A 20320-nucleotide genomic window follows, 5' to 3' on the forward strand; every position below is an offset into this window, starting at 1 on the left:
CGGGCGCATGCCCGGCACGCTTCGCGCCCCGGGCGCGGTGAACTCGGATGAAGGGCACACCTAGTCAGACCGCGCGCAACACGCCGCCAAGAAACGCCGCGAGCGCCCCGGTTGCCTCGAGCGGCAGCACCTCGGCGACAAACTGGTCGGGGCGGATGATGACGAGCGCCCCGCGCCTGCGGTCGATGCCGCGGCGGGTGTAGATTTCCGGCAAGGCATCGAGCCTGCCCTCGTGGTCGGGGCAGAAGACCTTTTCGTGATCGACGAGGCCGAGCCTGCCCTTGCGCGGGCGCAGGAGCGCGGGCAGGGCCGGAAGCTCAAGCTCGCGATGCGGGGCGGGGATGACCGCGCGCAGGTCGATCACGCTGTCGATGTCCGCACCCTCGGGCGTGTGGCGGCGGATCGGGCTCGCCGCGTCCGTCTCGAGCCAGTCGCACAGCCGGGCAAGCGCGCCGCCGGGCACGCCCCGGTCGCCCTCGGGCGCAAAGGCGATGAGCCGCCAGCGGCCGTCGGCCTCGAGCACCTCGCCAAGCTGCATCGGTCTTGCGTCGGCAAGCCGGATCACCGGGGCGGAGTGAAAGCGGGTGCCGACAACAAACCCCGTCGCCAGCGCCTGATGTGCGCCGCTCCCGGTAAGCGCCGAAGGCTCGTAACGGGTCTCGACACCTGCGGTGTAGCGCAAGTGCTTCTGGAAATAGCGCTCGAACTCGGCGGCCTTTTCCGGGTCGCGCGCGCCCTCGCTGAAAAGCCGCGCCATGTCGCGGTCGAAATCGATGAGCTCCTGGGCCTTGGCGCGCCGCTCGGCCGAATATGTCGCAAGCAGCTCCGGGCCGGCGCGCCCCGTGATCACATGGGCGAGCTTCCAGCCAAGGTTGAAGGCATCCGCCATCGACACGTTCATGCCCTGCCCGGCCTTCGGGCTGTGAGTGTGACAGGCATCGCCGGCGATGAAGATGCGCGGCGCGCGGCCCTCTGCGGCATCGTCAAAACGGTCGGTCACCCGCTGGCCGATCTCATAGGCCGACCACCATGCCACCTCGCGCACATCAAGGCTGTAGGGCGCGAGGATCGCCTGCGCCTTGGCAATCAGCATGTCGGCGGAAAGCTTGCGGTCGGCAACACGCTCATCGCCATGCAGCGCATCGAGCTCGATGTAGAGCCGCACCATGTAGCCGCCCTCGCGCGGGATGATGAGCAGGCTCCCCGCCCCCGCCGAACGGATCGCGCATTTCAGCCGGATGTCGGGAAAGTCGGTGACCGCCAACACATCCATCACCCCCCAGAGCTGGCGGTGCGCCTCGCCGCGCATGGCAAAGCCCAAGCCCCGCCGCACGGTGGAATGCGCGCCGTCGCAGCCCACCAGGTAGCGGGCAGAAATCGTCTCTGTTTCACCTGAATCCACCCTGCGCACCACGGCGCTCACCGGGTGGGCGGCGCTGTCGTCGCGGCTGAAGGAGACAAGCTCCACCGCGTATTCCGGCGTCAGCCTGTGCGGTGACTTGGCCATGCGCTCGAGCAGAAAGTCATGCACCCGCGCCTGGCTCAGGATCACATGCGGCATGTGGGAGAGATCCTCCTCCACATCGCGGATGCGGTCCGCCCGCACGATGCCGCCCGAGGCGTCGGGCCGCCAGAAGGTGACCTCGTTCACATGGTAGCCCTCGCGCGCCACCCGCTCGGCAAAGCCGAAGGCGGCGAACATCTCCATCGAGCGGCAGGCGATCCCGTCGGCCTGGCCATAGCGCAAGGGGCCGTCGCGGCGGTCGATGATGCGTGTGGTGATTTCGGGAAAGGCCGAAAGCTGCGCGGCCAGCGTCAGCCCCGTCGGCCCGCTGCCGACAATGAGCACATCGACCGCAGGCTTGCGCATGCCGGCATCGGGCGCGGCTTCGGCAAGCTCGGGGTCTCCGGGGCGGAATCCGTTGAGGTGAAACTGCATCGCGCGGCCCTCCTCCCGTTGCGGCCGCGATGCTGGCACGCGACCGGCCGGCCCGCAAGCGCGGCACTTGATTTGACCGAACGTTCGGTCGATAAATCCGCAACCGAGGTTCGGGACGGGAGGACGCCATGCACAGGGTGGCAAGCTATGTGAAGGGCGAGTGGATCGGCCCCGGCAGGGCCGCCCGGCCGGTGACGAGTGCGGTGACAGGCGAGGTGATCGCCGAGGTCGGCCATGACGGGCTCGATTTCGCCGGCATGCTCGCGCACGCGCGCACGGTAGGCGGGCCGGCGCTGAGGGCCATGAGCTTTCATGACCGGGCGCGGATGCTCAAGGCGCTGGCGCTCCATCTCAACGCGCGCAAGGAGGAGCTCTACGAGATCAGCTACGACACCGGCGCCACCCGCCGCGACCACGCCTTCGACATCGACGGCGGCATCGGCACGCTCTTCGTCTACGCCTCCAAGGGGCGCCGCGAGCTGCCCGACGGCCATGTGCTGCTTGACGGCGGCATCGAGGAGCTGGGCCGCAGCGGAAGCTTCAAGGGCCAGCATGTCTATGTGCCGCTGCGCGGGGTGGCCGTGCACATCAACGCCTATAATTTTCCCGTCTGGGGCATGCTGGAGAAGCTCGCGCCGAGCCTTCTGGCCGGCGTGCCTTCGGTGGTCAAGCCCGCCACCGCCAGCGCCTATGTCACCGGAGCCTGCGTGCGGATGATGATCGACTCCGGCATCCTGCCCGAAGGCGCGCTGCAGCTCGTCACCGGCAGCCTTGGGCCCACGCTCGAGCTCCTTGGGCCGCAGGACGTGGTCAGCTTCACCGGCTCGGCCGAGACCGCGCGCATGCTGCGCCGCACGCCGAACCTTCTTGACAACGCGGTGCGCTTCACCGCCGAGCAGGACAGCCTCAACGCCTCGATCCTCGGGCCGGACGCCGCACCTGGCACGCCCGAATTCGACCTTTTCGTCAAGGAGGTGGTGCGCGAGATGACGGTGAAGGCCGGGCAGAAATGCACCGCCATCCGCCGCATCATCGCGCCCGAGCCCCATGTCGGCGCGGTGATCGAGGCGATCCGCGCGCGGCTTGCGAAGGTCGTCGTCGGCGACCCGCGCGCCGAGGGGGTGACGATGGGAGCGCTCATCTCCGCCGAGCAGAAGGCGGATGTGCTCGGGAAGGCCGCGCTCATCGGCAGCGAGGCCGCGCGCGTCTTCGGCGACCCCGAAAGCTTCACCCCTTTCGGCTCGAACACCGCCAATGGCGCCTTCCTGCCGCCGATGCTGTTTCACTGCGCCGACCCTGACGCGGCGCGGACGCTGCATGAAACCGAAGCCTTCGGCCCGGTTTCCACGGTCATGGGCTATCGTGACCTGTCGCACGCCTTCGACATCGCCAACCGCGGCGGCGGCAGCCTCGTGGCCTCGGTCATCACCCATGACCCGGAGGTGGCGCGCGCGGCGGTGGAGGAGATCGGCGCCTGGCACGGACGACTCTATTTCAACGACCGCGACTCGATGGCCGAGGCCACCGGCCACGGCGCGCCGATGCCGCACATGACCCATGGCGGTCCGGGGCGCGCGGGCGGGGGCGAGGAGCTTGGCGGCATCCGCGGCGTGAAGCATTTCATGCAGCGGGTGGCGGTGCAGGGCAGTCCCGACCTGCTCACCCGCGTCTCCAACCGGTGGGTGCCCGGCGCGCGCGAATTCGAAGGCCCCACACACCCCTTCCGCCGCCGCTTCGGCGAGCTTCGGATCGGCGAGACGCTGCACACGCCCGCCCGCCAGATCACGCTCGAAGACATCGAGCATTTCGCCCGTTTCACCGGCGACACCTTCTATGCCCACATGGACGAGGAGGCAGCCAGACGTAACCCGTTCTTCCCCGGCCGTGTGGCGCATGGCTATCTGTTGATCTCCTTCGCCGCCGGGCTGTTTGTGGACCCGGACGAAGGCCCGGTGCTCGCCAACACCGGGCTTGACAACCTGCGCTTCATGAAGCCGGTGAGCCCCGGCGACTCGATCGCCGTGACGCTGACGGTGAAGGAAAAGAAGAAGCGCAACGACGACTACGGCGAGGTGCGCTGGCATGTGCGGCTCGCCAACCAACACGACGAGACCGTGGCCGAATACGAGCTTCTGACCATGGTGGCGATCTAAGCTCGTGATCCTACGCGCCAAGTTGCCGGACAGAGGGCATGCGCCCGCCCGGGTGGGCGCGAATGCGCCCGCCATGGGGGCGGGCGGGCGCATGCCCGGAACGCTGCGCGCTCCGGGCGGATAGAAGTCGACCCAGCAAGACTGATCAGCACGCGCGCGAAGTGGGACAGGCGCGAAAAAAGGGGGCCATCCGGCCCCCCTTTCCGATCGTCTTCCAGACCCCTCAGTCGAGCTTGCGCTCGACCTCCTCGCGCTCGAAGATCTCGATGATGTCGCCCTTGCGGATGTCGTCGTAGTTCTCGAACGCCATGCCGCATTCCTGTCCGGCGCGCACCTCCGCGACCTCGTCCTTGAAGCGCTTGAGCGTCTTCAGCGTGCCCTCGTGGATCACCACGTTGTCGCGCAGAAGCCGCACGCCCGCCGAACGCCGCGCCACGCCCTCGGTAACGAGACATCCCGCGACATTGCCGACCTTGGAGACCTTGAAGACCTCCTTGACCTCGGCATAGCCGATGAACTTCTCCCGCACCTCGGCCGACAGAAGCCCCTCGGCGGCCTTCTTCACGTCATCCACCAGGTCGTAGATCACCGAATAGTAGCGGATCTCCACGCCCTTCTGGTTGGCTGCCTGCCGCGCGGCGGCGTTGGCGCGCACGTTGAAGCCGATCACCGGCGCACCGGAAGCCTCGGCCAGCGTCACATCCGTCTCGGTGATGGCGCCGACGCCGGCGTGAAGGACGCGCACGCGCACCTCGTCGTTGCCGATCTTCTCGAGCGCCTGCACGATCGCCTCGGACGAACCCTGCACGTCGGCCTTGACCACCACCGGCAGTTCCTTGACATTCGCATCGGCCTTGGCCTTGGCCAGAAGCTGGTCGAGCGACGCCTGAGCGCCGGCGGCCGCGCGCTTCTCCTTCGCCTTCTCCTGGCGATACTCGGAGATCTCGCGCGCCTGCGCCTCGGTCTCGACGACATTGAGCACGTCGCCTGCCTCGGGGGTGCCGTTGAGGCCCAGCACCTCCACCGGCTGCGACGGTCCGGCCTCCTTCACCCGCTCGCCCGAGTCGCTGATGAGCGCGCGCACCTTGCCCCACTGCTCGCCGACGACAAAGACGTCGCCCTGACGCAGCGTGCCGTTCTGCACCAGCACCGTGGCCACCGGGCCGCGGCCGACATCGAGCTGCGCCTCGATCACCGCGCCCTTCGCGGGGCGGTTGGGGTTGGCCTTGAGCTCGAGAATCTCGGCCTGCAGCGCAATCGCTTCCAGAAGGTCGTCGATCCCCTGACCGGTAATCGCCGAAACCTCCACGTCCTGCACGTCCCCCGAGAGCTTCTCGACCACGATCTCGTGCTGCAGAAGCTCGGTGCGCACCTTGTCGGGGTTGGCCTCGGGCTTGTCGATCTTGTTGATCGCCACGATGATGGGCACGCCTGCGGCCTTGGCGTGGTTGATCGCCTCCACCGTCTGCGGCATCACCGAATCGTCAGCGGCAACCACCAGCACGACGATGTCGGTCACCTGCGCGCCCCGCGCGCGCATCGAGGTGAACGCGGCGTGGCCCGGCGTGTCGAGGAAGGTGATGAGCTGGCCGTCCTTCGTCTTCACCTGATAGGCGCCGATGTGCTGGGTGATGCCCCCGGCCTCGCCCGCCGTCACCTTGGTGTTGCGGATCGCATCGAGAAGCGAGGTCTTGCCGTGGTCGACATGGCCCATGACCGTGACCACCGGCGGACGCGGCACCAGGTCCTCGGGCTTGTCCTCATAGGTGTCGATCACGTCCTCGACCGCCGATTCGGAAACGCGCACCGGGCGATGGCCGAATTCCTCGACGATGAGCTCGGCGGTGTCGGCGTCGATGGTCTGGTTCTGCGTGACCATCAGGCCCATCTTCATCAGCGCCTTGACCACATCGGCAACGCGCTCGGCCATGCGGTTGGCCAGCTCCGAGACCATGATCGCGTCAGGGATCTGCACGTCGCGCACGACCTTCTCGCGGCTCTGGGCACCGCCCATGGCCTTCTGGCGCGCGCGTTCCTGCTTGCGGCGCATCGCGGCCAGCGACCGCTCGCGCCCGCCGTCACCTGACAGCACCTGGTTGAGCGTGAGCTTGCCGGAGCGGCGTCCCTCTTCGCGGACGCGGCCCCGACCCTCGCGCTCGGGCTTCTCCCGTTCCCGGTCAGCCTTGCGGGGCGAGGGAGCCGGCTTTGCGGCGCGCGGCTCCTCGACCTTCTCCGGCTTTGCAGCCGCCGGCTTTTCATGGCGCGCCTTGGCCTCCTGCTCGGCGGCGCGGCGCGCGGCTTCCTCCTCCTCGGCCTTGCGGCGGGCGGCCTCGGCGATCTCGCGCTCCTGGCGCTCCTTCTCTTCTGCCTCGCGGCGGCGGCGCTCCCGCTCCTCGGCGCGGGCGCGCTCCTCGGCCTCCCGGCGCGCGGCCTCTTCGGCCTCGCGTGCCTTCGCGGCGGCAAGCGCCTTCATCCGGCGCTCGAGCTCGGCATCCGTAATGCCTGCCGGCCGCTTCGCGGGGTCGCCACCCAAAGGCGTCTTCTTCGCCGCCTTGGCCGCCGGCGTTTCCACCTCCGGCTTGGCGGCCCCGGTCTTGGGCACCACAACGCGCTTGCGCTTCGTCTCGACCACAACGCTCTTCGTCCGGCCGTGGCTGAAGCTCTGCTTCACGCTGCCGGAACGCGGGCCGCCACGCAGGCCGAGTGTCTTCTTGCCGTCGGTATCGCTCATGTAACCTTCGTATCCTTCCCGGCGCGTTCGGCGCCGATCGCCTTTCGCAGCCCCGCAAGTCGCGTGGCATCCTCTACTACACGTTTGGAGAGACCGCCAGCGGCGAGCGCGCAATGTATCACACGTTCGCGTCCGAAAGCCAAACCCAATTCGGACGCGTTTAGAACGTCGACGAGGCTTTCCGGCCCGGCCGGCGGCTTCAACCGCCCCCTTTCACGCAAAGAACCGTCCCGCGCCTGAACGAGAACCGCCGCCCGGCCAGTCGTCAGCCAGTCCTTCACCTTCTCGAAGCCGGCAACGGCCTCGCCGGCCTTCCTCGCCAGCGAGATAGCGTCGATCACGCGCCGTGCAAGGGTCTCTTCCACCTGATCGGCCAGATCCTCCGGCACCTCCACCGCCTTGCGCGCGGCACGGGCAAAGAGACGCTTCCCGACCGCCGTCTCGATCGCCTCTCGCTCCGCCGAAACCCAGATGCCCCGGCCGGGCAGGCGGCCGGCGATGTCGGGCACCACCCGGTCGCCGGGGCCGATGACGAAGCGGACGAGACCGGCCTTCGGCCCCGAGCGGCCGGTGACGATGCACCGCCGCTCGGGCTCGGTCCGGTTCTTGATGCGTCCGCCCCGCGTCACCGTGCTCAGGCCTCCTCGGTTGCCTCGCCGTCGACGGCCTCGGCTTCTTCCTCGCCCGTCTCCAGTTCGGCCGGATCGACCCAGCCAAGCTGAACGCGGGCGTTCATCACCAGCTGCTGGGCCTCCTCGAGGCTCACGTCGAACTTCTCGAGAATGCCCTCGTCCTTGTGACGCTCACCGTTGACGGTCGTCCAGCCACCGGCAAGCTCCCAGTCGGCGCAGGTGGCGAAGTCCTCCAGCGTCTTGATGCCCTCCTCGGCCAGCGCCTCCAGCATCTGCGGCGTCAGGCCGGGGAACTCGGCGAGGCTGTCCTCCAGCCCCAGCTCGCGCGCGCGCTCGAGCGCCTTGCGGTTCTGCTCCTCGAGCACGTCGCGGGCACGGGCCTGAAGCTCGGCCACCGTCTCCTCGTCGATGCCCTCGATCACCAGAAGCTCCTCGGGGTCGACATAGGCAACTTCCTCGAGCGAGGTGAAGCCCTCGGCCACCAGAAGCTGGGCGAAGAACTCGTCGAGGTCGAGCGCGTCCATGAACAGCTTGGTGCGCTCGGCAAACTCGGCCTGACGGCGCTGGCTCTCCTCCTCCTCGGTCATGATGTCGATATCAAGCCCGGTGAGCTGGCTGGCGAGCCGCACGTTCTGCCCGCGCCTGCCGATGGCCAGCGAGAGCTGATCTTCCGGCACCACGACCTCGATCTTGCCGGCCTCCTCGTCGATGACGACCTTGGAGACCTCCGCCGGCTGCAGCGCGTTCACAAGGAAGGTGGCCTGATCCTCGTTCCAGGGGATGATGTCGATGCGCTCACCCTGAAGCTCGTTGACCACCGCCTGCACGCGCGACCCACGCATGCCCACGCAGGCACCGACCGGGTCGATCGAGGGGTCATGGCTGACCACGGCAATCTTCGCCCGGCTGCCCGGATCGCGCGCCACGGCCTTGATCTCGATGATGCCGTCGTAGATCTCCGGCACCTCCATCTTGAAGAGCTCGGCCATGAACTCCGGCGCGGTGCGCGACAGGAAGATCTGCGGGCCGCGATTCTCGCGCCGCACATCCTTCACCCAGGCGCGGATGCGGTCGCCGGGGCGGTAGCTTTCGCGCCCGATCTTGTCGTTGCGGCGCAGCACCGCCTCGCCACGGCCGACATCGACGATGATGTTGCCGTATTCCTCGCGCTTGACGATGCCGTTGATGATGGTGCCGACGCGGTCCTTGAACTCCTCGTACTGGCGCTCCCGCTCGGCCTCGCGCACCCGCTGCAGGATCACCTGCTTGGCCGATTGCGCCGCGATCCGGCCCATCTCAACGGGCGGCACCTCGTCGATGATCTCGTCGCCCACCTGCGGCTCGACCGACTGGTCGACGCCTTCCATCAGCATCCGGTCGGTCTCGGTCGGCGCGCGCAGGATGAAGCGGTGGATCTTGCGCCGCTCCACCTCGTTGCCTTCCTCGTCGAACACCGGCGCGCTGGCCTCGAGCACCACCACCTCGGGCCGCGCCTGCGCTACGATCTGACGCGCCTGGTCCGGGTCAACCTCGGCCTGAAAGTTCTCGATTGCCTCGGGGTCGGCCACCGTGCGCACGCGGGTGAAGGTCGCCCGCCCGGTCTTGCGGTCGATCTTCACACGAATGTCGAGGTCGGCGCCGTAGCGGCTCTTCGCCGCGCGCGCGAGGCTTTCCTCCATCGCCTCGACAACGACGCCGGGGTCAATCATCTTCTCCCGCGCCACCGCCTCGGCGGTCTGCAACAGTTCAAGCTGGTTGGCTGATGTGATGGCCATGTTCAGTCCTCCTCGGACCGCCCCGCGGTCCCGTCAGTTGTCTCGTCTTCGGTTTCGTCTTCGGTCTCGATCGCGTCAAACTGCGTCTCGTCGATGATGCCCGCCGCCCGTCTGTCGGCGAGGGCGGCACGGATGAGCTCGTCGGTCAGCACCAGCTTGGCATCGGCCAGCCAGTCGAACCTGAGCCCGATCGTGCCCTCGGCGATCTCGATCAGCACCTCGCCATCCTCGACCCCGGCAAGCCGCCCCTTGAAGCGCCGCCGCCCGTCGATGAGCTCGGTGGTCTCGAGCCTGGCTTCCCAGCCGGCCCAGTCCTCGAAATCCTTCAGCCGCGTCAGCGGCCGGTCGATGCCGGGGCTCGAGACCTCGAGCGTGTAGGCGCCCTCGATCGGGTCTTCCACATCGAGCACCGCCGAGACGGCGGTGGAAATCGCCGCGCAGTCATCCACCTCGATGCCGCCGCCGGGGCGGTCGGCCATGATCTGCAGCACGGGCTTCCTGCCGCCCTGCAGCCGCAGGCGGACGAGTTCATATCCCATGTCCTCGATCACCGGCCGCACGATGTCGGCGAGCCTGCGGTCGATGGGCGTCTTCGCGATCAGATCGGTCATGTTCTCGGGCACAAAAAAACGGGCCCGCGGCCCGTCATCCTTTTCCGGTGGAGCCCTGGGGGTGGAGGCCAGAGCGCCGCTGTTGAGGTCCATATACGCATCACCCGCCCCGATTTCAAGCCGGGCTTCTCACCCTGGGTGGCAATACCCCGGGGGGAGCGCGGAAGCGCGGGGGGCAGCGCCCCCCTCCGCCCTCTACACCACGACCTCGCGCTCGACCTGCTCGCCCACGCCGAAGACGCGCTTGTAGCGCTCGATCTGCTCCTTCGGCCCCATCGCCTTTCTGGGGTTGTCGGAAAGCTTCACCGTCGGCCGGCCATTGGCCGCCACCGCCTTGCAGACGAGCGAGAAGGGCGCCAGCGCATCGTCCTTCACCAGCCCGCGGAAGTCGTTGGTCAAAAGCGTGCCCCAGCCGAAGCTGAGCCGCACCCGCCCGTGGAAGCGCTCGTAGAGCTTCTCGATCAGATCCACATCGAGCCCGTCAGAGAAGATCAGCAGCTTCTGCCGGGGATCCTGCCCGCGGCTCTTCCACCAGGCGATGGCCGTCTCGCCGCCCTCGAAGGGATCGCCCGAATCGATGCGGATCCCGGTCCATCCCGCCAGCCAGTCCGGCGCGCGCTCGAGAAACTGCCTGGTGCCGAAGGTGTCGGGCAGGATGATGCGCAGGTTGCCCTCGTGTTCCTCGTGCCATTCCTCGAGCACCTTGTAGGGCGCCTCTCGCAGTTCCTCGTCGGTTTCGGCCAGCGCGGCATAGACCATCGGCAATTCATGCGCGTTGGTGCCGATCGCCTCGACCTCCCGGCGCATGGCGATGAGGCAGTTGGAAGTGCCGATGAACTTGTCGCCCAAGCCTTCGATCAGCGCCTGCACGCACCAGTCCTGCCACAGGAAGGAGTGCCGCCGGCGAGTGCCGAAATCGGCAAGCTTCAGACCCTCGAGCCTGCGCAGCCGCTCCACCTTGTCCCACACCCGCGTCATCGCGCGCGCATAGAGCACCTGCAGCTCGAAACGCCCCATGTGCCTGAGCACCGCGCGGGCGCGCAGCTCCATGAGCACCGCAAGCGCGGGGATCTCCCACAGCATCACCTCCGGCCATTTGCCCTCGAAGGTCAGCTCGTACTGCCCGTCGCGCTTTTCGAGATGGTAGGGCGGCAGTTGCAGCTGCTCGAACCACTCCATGAACTCCGGCGTGAACATCTGCCGCTTGCCGTAGAACATGTTGCCCCTGAGCCAGGTGCTCTCCCCGCGCGACAGCCGCAGGGTGCGGATGTGGTCGAGCTGCTCGCGCACCTCCTTCTCCTCCACCAGATCGGCGAGGCGCACCGACTTGGTGCGGTTGATGAGCGAGAAGGTCACGTTCACGTCCGGCTTCCGGTGGAAGACGAACTGGCACATCAGGAGCTTGTAGAAGTCGGTGTCGATCAGCGACCGGACGATCGGGTCGATCTTCCAGTTGTGATTGTAGACGCGGGTGGCGATATCGACCATCAGCCGCGCCCCTCAAGCCGCACGCCCGCCTTGCGCATCGCCTCGCGTGCCGCGGCAAGGGAGCCTTCAAGGTCGATGGCGCGGCAGAGATCCTCGCGCACCGTCACCTCGAAGCCGAGCCGCGCGGCATCGAGTGCGGAGTAGTTCACGCAGAAATCGGTGGCGAGCCCCACCAGCGTGAGCCGGTTGATCCCGCGTGTGCGCAGGTATCCCTCAAGCCCCGTGGGCGTGGTGCGGTCATTCTCGAAGAAGGCGGAATAGCTGTCGATCTCGCGGTGAAAGCCCTTGCGGATGATGAGCTGCGCGCGCTCGGTGTCGAGATCGGGGTGGAAGGCGGCGCCGGGCGCGCCCTGCACGCAGTGGTCGGGCCAGAGCACCTGCTCGCCATAAGGCATTTCCACCGTCTCGAATGGCGCCTTGCCGGCGTGCTGCGAGGCGAAGGAGGCGTGATCGGCCGGGTGCCAGTCCTGCGTGAGGATGACGGCGGCAAACTCGGCCATGAGCGCGTTGATGCCGGGCACGATCTCGTCGCCACCCGGCACGGCAAGCGCGCCACCGGGGCAGAAGTCGTTCTGCACGTCGATCACGACGAGCGCTTCGTCAGGGGCGGGCATGGCGAATTCCCTCCTTGCGTGTTCGCAACTTGCTAAGCCGCCCCTGCCCGCCGGTCAACCGAAGCGCGCTTGCGCCGGCTTGAACCGCGCGCCGGCTGGGGCTAGGCCGAGGCATGTTCGTCGTCGCCGCACTCTACCGGTTCACCCGCTTTCCCGACCCGGCCGCGCTGCGCGGCCCGCTTCTCGAGGCCTGCACCGCCGCGGGCGTGAAGGGCACGCTTCTCATTGCACCCGAGGGAATCAACGGCACCATTGCCGGTCCGCGCGAAGGTATCGACCGTGTCCTTGCCCATATCCGCACATTGCCCGGCTGCGCCGACATCGAGTGCAAGGAGAGCCGCGCCGAGACCATGCCCTTCGGCCGGATGAAGGTGCGGCTCAAGCGCGAGATCGTCACGCTGGGCCAGACGGGCGTCGACCCCGCCGCCACAGTGGGCGAGTATGTGGAACCGGCCGAGTGGAACGCGCTCATCACCGCGCCGGATGTGGCGGTGATCGACACGCGTAACGCCTATGAGGTGGCGATCGGCAGCTTTCAGGGCGCCATCGACCCCGGCACCGAGCGCTTCCGCGACTTTCCGGCCTGGTGGGAGGAAAACCGCGCGCGGCTTTCAAACCGGCGGATCGCCATGTTCTGCACCGGCGGCATCCGCTGCGAGAAGGCCACGAGCTGGCTCAGGCAGCAGGGGGTGGAGGAGGTCTATCACCTCAAGGGCGGGATCCTGAAATATCTCGAAGAAGTGCCGCCCGAAGAGAGCCTCTGGCGCGGCGAATGCTTCGTGTTCGACGAGCGCGTGAGCGTTAGCCACGGGCTTGAGCCGGGCGGGCTGAGCCTGTGCCATGCCTGCCGCCACCCGCTCACCGCCGAAGACCGCGCCCGCCCCGAATACGAGGAAGGCGCGGCCTGCCACCGCTGCCGCGACCGATTCAGCGAGGCCGACCGCGCGCGCTTCCGCGAACGCCACCGGCAGATGCGCCTCGCCGCCGCACGCGGGATGCGGCATCTGGGCGGACAGCGGTAGCGCCGGATCGCACCGGCGGAAAACCTGAATTTTCTCAGAACGTTATTCGATAACGGCGTCACCGTCATCGGATCGCGCCGCGGCGATATTGCCTGACCGGAGCCGTTCGGGGCCTGTGGTGGGCATCGGCACCGCGCCACCATCCCGGCGCCGAGGACAAGAGACAGAATGAGCCTCAACGCCACACTGGAAAGGAACGATTTGATGACCTTCACAACCCGCCTTCTCGCCCCGCTCGCCTCCGTCGCCATCCTCCTCGGCGCCCTGCCCGCCAGCGCCGGATCGGTGGTGATCGTCGAGCAATACGGCCGCGCCAATGATGCCGCCGGCCATCAGGCCGGCCACCGCAACCGCATGCGCGTCTATCAGGACGGCTGGACCAACTCGACCTTCATCAGCCAGGACGGCTTTCGCAACCGCACCGCCGTGGGCCAGACCGGCCATGCCAATGGCGCCACCGTCACCCAGAGCGGGCGCTGCAACCTCGCCGGTATCGCGCAGATGGGCGGGCACAACGACGCCGACGTAAGCCAGAGCGGCCGCTGCAACGCTGTGGGCGTGATCCAGATCGGCGGCGGCCACAGCGCCAGCACCACCCAGCGCGGCAGCGGCAATGTGGCGGTGATCGTTCAGGACTGACGCCCGCGCCCGGCCCGCGGGCGCCTCCTTCCCACCCGCGGGCCGCTTGCTTCCCTGCCGACACAGGAGACCCAACCCATGACCCGTTTGTATCGACTTCCCCCCTCCGTTCCCCTCCTCGGGATCGCCGCCCTTGCCCTGGCCACGGGCGTGGCCGCCCACGACAGCCGCGACAGCACCGCCGCCAGACCGCCCCTTTCCTGCGGGGTGGTGATGGAAAAGGGCGCCTCCGGCATCTCGATCGAGGCCCGCCTTCAGGCCCGCGAGCCCGTCTCCGGCAGCTACGAACTCGGGATCGAGAAAACCGGCGCCTCGGGGCGCGCCAGCATCCGCCAGTCGGGGGCGTTTTCCGCCGCGTCTGGCGAGACGAAGACCCTCGGGCGGGCGATGCTCTCCGGCGCGCCGGAGGATTTCGACATCGACTTCAAGCTCGAAGTGGACGGCAAGCGGATGACCTGCCGCGGCGTCTTCCCCATCGAGCTCTGACCCCACGGCAAGGAACCGGACCCATGAAACGCTCTCTCGCCTCGCTTCTTCTCGCCACCGCCGTTTCGGCCATGGCCCTCGCGGCAGCCCCGGCCAGCGCCGGCGGCACGATCTCCGTCACCTTCACCCCGCGCAATTCCGAGGAGCGCGCCGCGCTGGCTGCCGGCCTTCTCATCTACAACCTCGCACAGGGCGGCGGCCGCGCCGTCATCACCCAGCGCGGCAGCGGCAATGGCGCGGGCATCCGCCAGAGCGGGCGTGGCAATCTCGGCGCGGTGCACCAGGAAGGCACCGGCCACAGCGGCACGCTCGACCAGAGCGGCGGCGGCAATGCCTTCGGGCTGTTCCAGTTCGGCCGCAACACCGCAGCCGCCGTCGCACAGTCGGGCGGAGCCGCGGGGCTGATGCTGCAATACGGCTGGTGAGTTCCCGGCGCGCGCGGCCGGGGCCACCGGCGCGCGCGGCGGCCCCCGCCCGGGCGAGCCCTGTCATTCTCGATTCTGATCGATCCGATCAGACTTTACCATTTGCCATGATGTGTCCGATGCTTATGTTTTCAGTGGCAGCATCGAAGACGCCCGAAATGACCGTTCTGACCGCCAGCGAGACCCATCCCGTCGATCCCGCCTCGTTTCGGCGGGCGCTTTCCTGCTTTCCCACCGGCGTTGCCATCGTCACCACGCTGGGCCCCGGCGAAAGGCCCATCGGGCTGACCATCAGCTCATTCAACTCTGTCTCGATGGAGCCGCCATTGATCCTGTGGAGCCTGGCGCGCAAGGCGTTGTCGCTGTCGGCCTTCAGGGCGCATCCGGCCTTCGCGGTGAATGTGCTGGCCGCCGATCAGGAGGAGCTGTGCCGGGTCTTCGCCTCGCCGGTCGAGGACCGCTTTGCGAAGGTTGACTGGACGCCGGGTATCGAGGGCGTTCCGGTTCTGGCCGGCACCGCCGCCAGTTTCGAATGTCGCAAGTGGCGCACCTATGACGGCGGCGACCACGAGATCTTCATCGGCGAGGTGATTCGCCACTCCGACAGCGAGCGCACGCCGCTCGTTTTCGGCAAGGGGAGGATGGAGCCCTTCCCCGTCGGCATCGGCTGAAGGCCGCTGGCCGAAAGGCCGTGGCGGTGCTGCGCGGCGCATCCGGCCATGTGCGCGCGCCGCACGGCCCGGCCTTGCATGGCGCTTGCCCTGCGGGCGGGGCGGAGTAGATTGCGGGCCATGCTGGAGGTCAGCCATAACGGATGGCTCGTCATCGCCGCCTTCGCGGTGGCGCTCATGGCCGGATTCACCGGACTCTCGCTCACCAAGGGTGCCTCGGCGCTGCCGCCTGCGCGGCGCAAGCTCGTCATCGTGCTGGCCGCGGTGATCCTGGGCGGCGGCATCTGGTCGATGCACTTCGTCGCCATGCTCGGACTGCAGCTGCCGATCCTCTTCTATTACGACGCGCTCGTGACGCTCATCTCGGCGCTCGTGGCCATCCTTGTCGTGGGCGTGGCGCTGCTGCTGCTGCATTTCCGCCGGCGCACGCCGCAGCTCGTCATCGCGGCGGGGGTGATCGTGGGCCTTGGCATCGTCGTGATGCACTTCATCGGCATGGAGGCGATGCGCGTTTGCCGGGCGGTCTATGACGCGTGGGATGTCGCGCTTTCCGCCGCCGCCTCGGTGGCGCTGTCGGTGGCGGCGATCGGCGTGGCCTACGGGGCGCGCACGCACCGCAACATCCTGCTCGGCACCGTCTGCTTTGCCGCAGCCGTGGTGACGATGCACTTCACCGCGATCTCGCTGACCGATTTCGTTGCCACGGGCGAGGCGTCGGTTTCCGGCCCGGCGCTGTCGAACGAGGCGCTGGCGCTGGGCGTGACGCTGGCGGTGTTCCTCATCTGCGGCGGCTTCGTGCTGACCGGGATCAGCCTGATGGAACCGGGGGCGGAGCCCGATCCGACCGCGGACGAACCGCCGTTGCCGCAACCGAAACCGTCGGCGGCGACAGCGCTTCCGGGGGTTCCCTACGAGCGCGAGGGGCAGACCTTCTTCGCCCCGCGGGAGCGCATTGCGGCGATACGCGCCGAAGGTCACTACACCATCCTGTACATGGATGGAGAACAGCTCTTCTGTCCCTGGTCGATCACCGAGGCCGAAGCGCGGCTGAAGCCCTCGGGATTCCTGCGCGCGCATCGCAGCTATCTGATCAACCCGTCGCATGTGACGCGCTTCGAACGCGCCCGCGACAACGGGCTGTGCCACTTCGAGCGCACACCGGGCCTCGGGCGCGTCCCGGTCAGCCGGTCACGCCTTGCGGTGGTGCGCGAGGCGCTCGGAGTCTGAGGCGCGGTTCGTGCAGCCATTTCGCATTTCGTGCAGCCATTGCCGCCGCCCGTTCGTCGGCCGTTGAGGAACGCACGGCTGCCGCGCTGAATCTCCCCGCGTCGAGTCGCCCCTTTGCCGGCGACCGATCGAGGGAGGAGTACAGACATGATACCAGCCGGGTTCGCGTATCACCGGCCAGCGGATGTGGCGTCGGCGATCGCCGTTCTGCAGGAGCACGGCGATGAAGCCCGCGTGCTCGCGGGCGGGCACAGCCTGATTCCGATGATGAAGCTCAGGATGGCCGCGCCGGCGCATCTGGTCGACCTGCAGGACATTGCCGAGCTGAGAGGCATCGAGATCGGCGCTGACGCGGTGACCATCGGCGCGATGGTCACCCAGCATGACCTGATCGCCCATGAGGGGCTCGCGGAGGCGCTGCCGATCATCCGCGAGGCGGCGCTGCAGATTGCCGATCCGCAGGTGCGCTACAAGGGAACCATCGGCGGCAACGTCGCCAATGGCGACCCGGGCAACGACATGCCGGGGCTGATGCAGTGCCTCGATGCCACCTACACGCTTGCGGGGCCGGACGGCACCCGCGAGGTCAAGGCGCGGGAATTCTACGAGGCGGCCTATTTTACCGCGCGCGAGGACGACGAGATCCTCACCCGCATCACCATCCCCCGCCCCGCGGCGGGCACGGGCTGGGCCTACGAGAAGGTCAAGCGCAAGATCGGCGACTATGCCACCGCCGCCGCCGCGGTGCTGGTGGGCAAGGGCACGGCTTCGGTCGCGATGACCAACCTCGCCGACACGCCGGTGTGGTCGGAGGCCGCGAGCGCCGCGCTTGCTGCGGGCGATGTCGAGGGCTGCGTTGCCGCCATGCTCGAGGCCATCGACCCGGTGGAGGACAACCGCGGCCCGGTCGCGTTCAAGAAACATGCCGCCGGCGTGGTGCTGCGCCGGGCGATCGCGCGCGCGCAGTCGCGTGCCGGCTGAGGGAGGTCGAGATGTCGAAGACACACGTCAAGCTCAAGGTCAACGGCCGCGAGGTCGAGGGGCTTGCAGAGCCGCGCATGCTGCTCATCCATTTCCTGCGCGAGGAGCTCGGGATCACCGGCCCGCACATCGGCTGCGAGACCAGCCACTGCGGCGCCTGCACGGTGGACATGGACGGCCGCTCGGTGAAGTCCTGCACCGTCTTTGTCGCCCAGGCCAATGGCGCCGAGATCACCACCGTCGAGGGGCTTGCCAACCCCGACGGCTCGCTCGGTGTCATCCAGGAGAAGTTCCGCGAGCACCACGGGCTGCAGTGCGGCTTCTGCACGCCGGGCATGATCACCCGCGCGCACCGGCTTCTGCAGGAAAACCCCAATCCGACCGAGGAGGAGGTGCGCTTCGGCATTGCCGGCAACCTGTGCCGCTGCACCGGCTATCAGAACATCGTCAAGGCGATCATGGCGGCGGCTGCCGAGCTGAACGCCGCGAAGGAGGCTGCGGAATGACCGACCAGACCATGACCCCCGAAGAACGCGCGGCAAGCCTTGAAGGCATGGGCTGCCGGCGCAAGCGCGTCGAGGATGTGCGCTTCACCCAGGGCAAGGGCAACTACGTTGATGACATCAAGCTGCCGGGGATGCTGTTTGGCGCCTTCGTCCGCTCGCCCTACGCCCATGCACGGGTGAAGAGCATCAACGCCGACGCGGCCAAGGCGCTGCCCGGCGTGGTGGCGGTGCTGACGGCCGAGGATCTCGCGCCCCTTGGCCTGCACTGGATGCCCACCCTCGCCGGCGACAAGCAGATGGTGCTGGCCGACGGCAAGGTGCTGTTCCAGGGCCAGGAGGTGGCCTTCGTCGTCGCCGAGGACCGCTACACCGCCGCCGACGCGGTGGAGCTTGTCGAGGTGGAATACGAGGAGCTTCCCGTCGTCACGGACCCGTTCAGGGCGCTCGAGCCCGACGCGCCGGTGCTGCGCGAGGACATCAAGGACCAGAAGGAAGGCGCGCACGGTCCGCGCAAGCACCACAACCACATCTTCACCTGGGAGCAGGGCGACCGCGAGGCGACCGAGAAGGTGCTCGAAGAGGCCGATGTGGTGGCGGAGGAGATGATCTACTACCACCGCACCCATCCCTGCCCGCTCGAGACCTGCGGCTGCGTGGCCTCGATGGACAAGGTGACGGGCAAGCTCACCGTCTGGGGCACCTTCCAGGCGCCGCATGCGATCCGTACGGTGGTCTCGCTGATCTCGGGGATCGCCGAGCACAACATCCGCATCATCTCGCCCGACATTGGCGGCGGCTTCGGCAACAAGGTGGGCGCCTATCCGGGCTATGTCTGCTCGGTCGTGGCCTCCATCGTCACCGGCCGGCCGGTGAAATGGGTCGAGAACCGGATGGAAAACCTCATGTCCACCGCCTTCGCCCGCGACTACTGGATGAAGGGCAGGATCGCGGCCACGAAGGACGGGCGGATCACCGGGCTCTGGTGCCATGTGACGGCCGACCATGGCGGGTTCGACGCCTGCGCCGACCCCACCAAGTTTCCGGCCGGCTTCTTCAACATCTGCACCGGCAGCTATGACATTCCTGTGGCGTATCTCTGCGTCGATGGCGTCTACACCAACAAGGCGCCGGGGGGCGTGGCCTATCGCTGCTCCTTCCGGGTGACGGAAGCCGCCTATTTCATCGAGCGGATGATCGAGGTGCTGGCCATCGAGCTTGGCATGGATGCCGCAGAGCTGAGGCGCATCAACTTCATTCGCAAGGACCAGTTCCCCTACAAGTCGGCGCTCGGCTGGGAGTATGACTCGGGCGACTACCACACCGCCTGGGAGAAGGCACTCAAGGCTGTCGACTACGAGGGGCTCAGGCGCGAGCAGGCCCAGCGCATCGAGGAGTTCAAGGCCGGCAAGACGCGCAAGCTTCTCGGCATCGGGCTTTCGCACTTCACCGAGATCGTCGGTGCCGGGCCGGTGAAGAACTGCGACATTCTCGGGCTGGGGATGTTCGACAGCTGCGAGATCCGCATTCACCCCACCGGCAGCGCCATCGCCCGGCTTGGCACCATCAGCCAGGGGCAGGGACATGCCACGACCTTCGCGCAGATCCTCGCCAGCGAGCTCGGCATCCCGGCCTCCGACATCACCGTGGAGGAGGGCGACACCGACACCGCGCCCTACGGGCTTGGCACCTACGGCTCGCGTTCCACCCCGGTTGCGGGGGCGGCCACGGCCATGGCCGCGCGCAAGATCCGCGCCAAGGCGCAGATGATCGCGGCCTATCTTCTGGAGGTTCATGACGACGACGTGGAATGGGACGTCGACCGCTTCGTGGTGAAGGGCAACCCCGAGCGCTTCAAGACCATGAAGGAGATCGCCTTTGCCGCCTACAACCAGGCCATTCCGGGGCTCGAGCCGGGGCTTGAGGCGGTGAGCTACTACGACCCGCCCAACATGACCTACCCCTTCCGCGCCTACATCTGCGTGATGGAAATCGACGTGGACACGGGCGAATGGCAGGTGCGTCAGTTCTATGCGCTCGACGACTGCGGCACGCGCATCAACCCGATGATCATCGAGGGGCAGGTGCACGGCGGCCTGACCGAGGCGCTCGCCATCGCCATGGGCCAGGAGATCGCCTATGACGAGATGGGCAACGTGAAGACCGGCACCTTGATGGACTTCTTCATTCCCACCGCGTGGGAGACGCCCAACTACATCACCGATCATACGGTGACTCCCTCGCCGCATCACCCGATCGGCGCCAAGGGCGTGGGCGAAAGCCCCAATGTGGGCGGGGTGCCGGCCTTCTCGAATGCGGTGCATGACGCCTTCCGCGCCTTCGGGCTGCGCCAGGCGCACATGCCGCACGACCATTGGCGCATCTGGCAGATCGCCGAAAACCTCGGGCTGCACGCCTGAGCC

General features: G+C 67.8%; 17 protein-coding genes. 10 read left to right on the plus strand and 7 right to left on the minus strand.

Going from position 1 to position 20320, the window contains the following annotated elements:
- Positions 1-64 precede the first annotated feature (64 nt).
- Complete coding sequence (locus tag BLQ14_RS00690) at positions 65-1939, minus strand: FAD-dependent monooxygenase (RefSeq protein ID WP_092497181.1); 1875 nt, start codon at positions 1937-1939, stop codon at positions 65-67.
- Between the two features lie 128 nt (positions 1940-2067).
- On the opposite strand from BLQ14_RS00690, the gene paaZ reads away from it, so the two are divergent.
- Positions 2068-4092, plus strand: a complete 2025-nt coding sequence (gene paaZ, locus BLQ14_RS00695) for a phenylacetic acid degradation bifunctional protein PaaZ (RefSeq protein WP_092497183.1) — start codon at positions 2068-2070, stop codon at positions 4090-4092.
- Positions 4093-4315: 223 nt separating this feature from the next.
- Here the strand turns inward: paaZ and infB are convergent, their stop codons facing one another.
- The 6 genes from infB to pncA form a co-directional block, all read right to left on the minus strand.
- Positions 4316-6823: a translation initiation factor IF-2 gene (gene infB, locus BLQ14_RS00700; RefSeq protein WP_092497185.1), complete on the minus strand. Its 2508-nt coding sequence runs from the start codon at positions 6821-6823 to the stop codon at positions 4316-4318.
- Positions 6820-7452: an RNA-binding protein gene (locus BLQ14_RS00705; RefSeq protein ID WP_092497187.1), complete on the minus strand. Its 633-nt coding sequence runs from the start codon at positions 7450-7452 to the stop codon at positions 6820-6822. Before BLQ14_RS00705 ends, infB begins: the two co-directional genes overlap by 4 nt.
- Positions 7453-7457: 5 nt before the next feature.
- Positions 7458-9230: a transcription termination factor NusA gene (gene nusA, locus BLQ14_RS00710; protein WP_092497189.1), complete on the minus strand. Its 1773-nt coding sequence runs from the start codon at positions 9228-9230 to the stop codon at positions 7458-7460.
- Positions 9231-9232: 2 nt separating this feature from the next.
- Positions 9233-9841, minus strand: a complete 609-nt coding sequence (gene rimP, locus BLQ14_RS00715; protein ID WP_092498270.1) for a ribosome maturation factor RimP — start codon at positions 9839-9841, stop codon at positions 9233-9235.
- Positions 9842-10036: 195 nt separating this feature from the next.
- A complete protein-coding gene (gene pncB, locus BLQ14_RS00720; protein WP_092497191.1) occupies positions 10037-11329 on the minus strand; it encodes a nicotinate phosphoribosyltransferase in 1293 nt (430 codons plus the stop codon).
- Positions 11329-11943 carry a bifunctional nicotinamidase/pyrazinamidase gene (pncA, locus tag BLQ14_RS00725; protein WP_092497193.1) on the minus strand — a complete coding sequence of 205 codons (615 nt, stop codon included), beginning with the start codon at positions 11941-11943 and terminating at the stop codon, positions 11329-11331. Before pncA ends, pncB begins: the two co-directional genes overlap by 1 nt.
- 113 nt (positions 11944-12056) lie before the next feature.
- On the opposite strand from pncA, the gene trhO reads away from it, so the two are divergent.
- The 9 genes from trhO to BLQ14_RS00770 all read left to right on the plus strand — a co-directional run bounded on the left by trhO (position 12057) and on the right by BLQ14_RS00770 (position 20317).
- Positions 12057-12965: an oxygen-dependent tRNA uridine(34) hydroxylase TrhO gene (gene trhO, locus BLQ14_RS00730; RefSeq protein ID WP_092497195.1), complete on the plus strand. Its 909-nt coding sequence runs from the start codon at positions 12057-12059 to the stop codon at positions 12963-12965.
- A 204-nt stretch (positions 12966-13169) separates the two neighbouring features.
- Positions 13170-13604 (plus strand): curlin, encoded by a 435-nt coding sequence (locus tag BLQ14_RS00735; protein ID WP_170068373.1) that lies wholly within the window; start codon positions 13170-13172, stop codon positions 13602-13604.
- A 78-nt stretch (positions 13605-13682) separates the two neighbouring features.
- Positions 13683-14090 carry a curli-like amyloid fiber formation chaperone CsgH gene (gene csgH, locus BLQ14_RS00740; RefSeq protein WP_092497199.1) on the plus strand — a complete coding sequence of 136 codons (408 nt, stop codon included), beginning with the start codon at positions 13683-13685 and terminating at the stop codon, positions 14088-14090.
- A gap of 23 nt (positions 14091-14113) precedes the next feature.
- The gene (locus BLQ14_RS00745) at positions 14114-14515 is read left to right on the plus strand and encodes a hypothetical protein (RefSeq protein ID WP_092497201.1); all 402 of its coding nucleotides are present in this window, start codon (positions 14114-14116) and stop codon (positions 14513-14515) included.
- A 158-nt stretch (positions 14516-14673) separates the two neighbouring features.
- A complete protein-coding gene (locus BLQ14_RS00750) occupies positions 14674-15186 on the plus strand; it encodes a flavin reductase family protein (RefSeq protein WP_092498272.1) in 513 nt (170 codons plus the stop codon).
- A gap of 78 nt (positions 15187-15264) precedes the next feature.
- On the plus strand, positions 15265-16413 hold the full coding sequence (locus BLQ14_RS00755) for an MHYT domain-containing protein (protein ID WP_245656788.1): 1149 nt from the start codon (positions 15265-15267) through the stop codon (positions 16411-16413).
- Positions 16414-16560: 147 nt separating this feature from the next.
- Positions 16561-17394 carry an FAD binding domain-containing protein gene (locus BLQ14_RS00760; RefSeq protein WP_092497206.1) on the plus strand — a complete coding sequence of 278 codons (834 nt, stop codon included), beginning with the start codon at positions 16561-16563 and terminating at the stop codon, positions 17392-17394.
- An 11-nt stretch (positions 17395-17405) separates the two neighbouring features.
- Positions 17406-17900, plus strand: a complete 495-nt coding sequence (locus tag BLQ14_RS00765; protein ID WP_092497208.1) for a (2Fe-2S)-binding protein — start codon at positions 17406-17408, stop codon at positions 17898-17900.
- Entirely contained in the window at positions 17897-20317 is a 2421-nt protein-coding gene (locus tag BLQ14_RS00770; RefSeq protein WP_092497210.1) for an aerobic carbon-monoxide dehydrogenase large subunit, read from the plus strand. The genes BLQ14_RS00765 and BLQ14_RS00770 overlap by 4 nt, the downstream gene beginning before the upstream one ends.
- Positions 20318-20320 lie beyond the last annotated feature (3 nt).

The organism is Meinhardsimonia xiamenensis, from assembly GCF_900102905.1.
Lineage (GTDB): Bacteria > Pseudomonadota > Alphaproteobacteria > Rhodobacterales > Rhodobacteraceae > Meinhardsimonia > Meinhardsimonia xiamenensis.